Annotated in this window: 3 protein-coding genes; 1 reads left to right on the forward strand and 2 read right to left on the reverse strand. The window is 42.3% G+C overall.

Annotated features, from left to right (window positions below):
* Positions 1-10: 10 nt before the first annotated feature.
* On the reverse strand, positions 11-289 hold the full coding sequence (locus KKC46_22980) for a GIY-YIG nuclease family protein (protein ID MBU1056669.1): 279 nt from the start codon (positions 287-289) through the stop codon (positions 11-13).
* Between the two features lie 146 nt (positions 290-435).
* Between KKC46_22980 and tsaD the strand changes: the two genes are divergently transcribed.
* On the forward strand, positions 436-1,443 hold the full coding sequence (tsaD, locus tag KKC46_22985; protein ID MBU1056670.1) for a tRNA (adenosine(37)-N6)-threonylcarbamoyltransferase complex transferase subunit TsaD: 1,008 nt from the start codon (positions 436-438) through the stop codon (positions 1,441-1,443).
* A gap of 324 nt (positions 1,444-1,767) precedes the next feature.
* Here tsaD and KKC46_22990 read toward each other — a convergent pair whose 3' ends face one another.
* Positions 1,768-1,962, reverse strand: a complete 195-nt coding sequence (locus tag KKC46_22990; GenBank protein ID MBU1056671.1) for a hypothetical protein — start codon at positions 1,960-1,962, stop codon at positions 1,768-1,770.
* Positions 1,963-2,132: the final 170 nt, after the last annotated feature.

A 2,132-nucleotide genomic window follows, 5' to 3' on the forward strand; every position in this document is an offset into this window, starting at 1 on the left:
ACCTGATGTCCTAACCACTAGACGATGGCGGCATGATATTGTTTGAATTGTCTATTTGTTTTATTAGAATTTCTCTATCTTGGCCCCTGTGCTTTAAATTCCACTCTCTCTTGGTTGCGTCTTTTTTACTAATATATGCTTCATAGTATACCAGACACATGGGAATTTTGGCTTTTAAAGATCTAGTTTTGCCAGTGTTGTGTTCTTCAATTCTTTTAGGCAAATTTGAAGTCTGCCCGACATACAATGAATTATCCTTTCTGCTTTTTAATACATAAACAAAATGCATATATTTATTAAGGATACCCGCCTACGGCGGGTCCGCCGAAGGCGGAAAAACCTGATGTCCTAACCACTAGACGATGGCGGCATAATTTGTAAACGTATGATAGCCTAATAATTTGTTTAAGTCAACTCCTATGTTAAAATTAAAGCATGAAAATCTTAGGAATTGAAACATCCTGCGATGAAACAGCTGCCGCCATAATCGAGGCTAAGGGGGATAAGATTAGGGTATTATCTAATTTAATTTCCTCTCAGGTTGATATCCATCGCCGGTTTGGAGGAATAGTCCCGGAAGTGGCTGCCCGGGAGCATCTTAAGAATATTTTACCCATAATCGACCAGGCCCGAGGAGACATTAGTTGGTCAGAAATAGATTATCTGGCCGTAACTAGTGGTCCCGGGCTGATTACTTCCCTAATAGTGGGGGTAGAAACAGCCAAGACCTTGTCCTACAGCCAACAAATCCCCCTGATCGCCGTTAATCACCTGGAGGCCCATTTGTTGGCCAATTTTCTTAATCATCAGATCAAACTACCAGCTTTAGGCCTTATTGTTTCTGGTGGACATACCCAACTAATCCTGATCAGGAAAATTGGTGATTACCAGATTATTGGCCAAACTTTAGATGACGCCGCCGGGGAATGTTTCGATAAAGTGGCCAAATTACTAAATGTTGGTTATCCGGGAGGGCCGATTATCGAGAAGCTGGCCAAAAATGGTAAACCGACGGCCGTCAATTTTCCCCGACCATTAATCGATAAAGCAAATTATAATTTTAGTTTTTCTGGATTAAAAACTTCTGTTTTATATTTTAGCCAACAGTCCGGCTTTAAAAAATATAAAACCGCTGATATTTGCGCCAGCTTTCAACAAGCGGTTGTAGATGTATTGGTTAGTAAAACTGTCCGGGCCGCTAAAACCTACAAAGTAAAAACGGTAATGTTGGCCGGTGGAGTTGCTGCTAATAAAAAAATAAGGAATGGATTAAAAAATATGATTAATCGGGAATTAAAACAAGTTAAATTTTTTGTTCCGGAATTCCGCCTCTGCACTGATAATGCCTTAATGATAGCCGTCGTCGGGTATTTCAGGGCTCAGCAAAAAATAATTACTCCTTATAACAAGCTTAAAGCCGACCCTAATTGGCAACTTGACTGATTGAGCGGAAAAAACCTACTATTAAAGGGTTATCTATTGTTAAGGCGTCAGAATCAGAATAAGTGTCACTCTGAGAGCCGAGGTTCCTAAAGAGAGTCAATTCTTCGTTAAGGCCTTCGGGTTCGCCCGTAATCGCGTTAAATTAAGTGTCCCGTCGAGCCTGCCTATCGCCTGCCTGTCGGCAGACAGGGCAGACAGGCTCAACTCAATAGGGAAATTAAGTTGGTACCACCCAAGAGGGTCCTTAAAATCATAAGGGCTTTTTAATATAGAAAAGAGCTTCCCATCCTAAGGCAGGAAGCTCACTGAAGTAGCTTTCGGCGTCTAGTTACCGGCACGCACTTCACAGGTGTCTCTGCTCCGTACCTGGGTCATGAAATTCTTCAATGCTTCGAAGCATCTGGGACATTGCAGAGCATGTCCGATCAGGCGCCGGAAATCAGCGTCATCAGCCTGCTGGGTCGATTCCAGAAAAGCCTGAAAGGGCTGGCAGGCCCCTCCTTCGGTACTTTCACTCATGACTTCCTCCTTGATAAGGGCATAACCGACTCGACGGCATTAATATCTAAACACACCACAATTTATATGTCAAAAGAACTAGCCAAACAATATAACCCTTTCGAGGTTGAAGATAAGATTTACCAGCTTTGGGAAAAGTCCGGCTATTTTAATCCTGATAATTTACCCAA

The sequence above is a fragment of the Pseudomonadota bacterium genome, assembly GCA_018817425.1.
Taxonomy (GTDB): Bacteria; Desulfobacterota; Desulfobacteria; order Desulfobacterales; family RPRI01; genus RPRI01.

Bases quoted from the DNA above. Each gene is read 5' to 3' on its own strand.
- tsaD (MBU1056670.1), top strand. From the start codon at position 436: ATGAAAATCTTAGGAATTGAAACATCCTGCGATGAAACAGCTGCCGCC.
- KKC46_22990 (MBU1056671.1), bottom strand. From the start codon at position 1,962: ATGAGTGAAAGTACCGAAGGAGGGGCCTGCCAGCCCTTTCAGGCTTTT.
- KKC46_22980 (MBU1056669.1), bottom strand. From the start codon at position 289: ATGCATTTTGTTTATGTATTAAAAAGCAGAAAGGATAATTCATTGTAT.